Origin of the sequence: Bartonella sp. TT29SHDZB (assembly GCF_042193395.1) — a bacterium.
Taxonomy (GTDB): domain Bacteria; phylum Pseudomonadota; class Alphaproteobacteria; order Rhizobiales; family Rhizobiaceae; genus Bartonella.
Genome location: NZ_JBHILQ010000098.1, coordinates 1 through 1,143, shown reverse-complemented (window position 1 = coordinate 1,143; position 1,143 = coordinate 1). Strand labels below are relative to the sequence as shown.

Here is a 1,143-nt window from a genome sequence, read left to right as displayed (position 1 = left end):
ATGAAAATGGCTTTTGGGTGAGTGGAGGTCGGCTGAGAAGCCTTAGAACAAGAGATCCTCTTCAAAACCCTAACCCAAAAGCCCTATATAGGCCGAGGGTGTGCGGCCACTGTGCGGGCCGCACACATGGCCGCACACCCTTCTGCCAAGGGTGTGCGGCCGCATACATGGCCGCACACATGGCCGCACACCTCTCTGCCAGAGGTGTGCGGCCAACTGTGCGGGCCGCACAGTGGCCGCACAGGCCAAAACTGGGCCGTGTGCGGCCTCTGTGCGGCCCGCACAGAGCCCGCACAGGTGGCTTGGAGAGCCCCTGTTTCGCGCGTCTTCGGTGTTCGGAACATGTACAAACTTCATTTCTTCCTCAATCTCTTCCGGAACAACTCGAATATGGTTCATCCTTGTGAGAATGGTCCTTGAAACCCTGAAACAAGAATAAAACATCAAATGTGCAAAAAGGCGACGCGAAACGAATACAACTCGCATGAAAGTGTATAAACTCATCAATGAAAACATGATGTATTTAGGCACTACCACCAGTCTCCCTTGTTTACTTTTGACTTGTCTTACTTTTTCTTGCAAGGAACCTACATGGAGATTGATCCAGTCATTGAGTGGATTATTGCTTCAAAACAACCAAGCAACCATGCTTTAACCCATATCATCCAAATGAACGGGGCTACCAAAATTTCTTATGGAATAACGATAGACAACATTGGGAAGCACCTCAAGAGCAATTTCAAAAGGATGAGACACTCGCAAAGGATGCATCTTCATTGGAAAAAGCGTTAGCTAGCTTTATTGAAGCATCTGATGCCTCTTGACGAAGTATGGAAGCCATCCGGAAAAGTCAAGAAATCTCCTACAACAACCTTGAGCGACAAGTAGGGTGGATACTTGACACACTCTCTAAGGAACAGAAAGTGGTCGAGCAAACAACGCAAATTCCTTGGAGAGATGATGTGGTGGCAACCGATGTTGAAGAGATGAGGCCAAGCGAGCATGAAGTTGTAGAAGTTGAAGAGATGCAAGAAGATCCATGCTCTCAAAGTGAAGATTGTTTGAAGGGGCAGTATGCTTGCGAAGGGGAAATAATGCAAGAAGAGCCATCAATGATGTATGGCGTTAAAGATAAAGAAGAAG

General features: G+C 47.5%; 1 protein-coding gene. It reads left to right on the top strand.

Annotated elements, in window-relative coordinates:
* Positions 1-923 precede the first annotated feature (923 nt).
* On the top strand, positions 924-1,143 hold a 220-nt coding region (locus ACFIJJ_RS09795), incomplete at its 3' end, for a hypothetical protein (protein WP_375646809.1).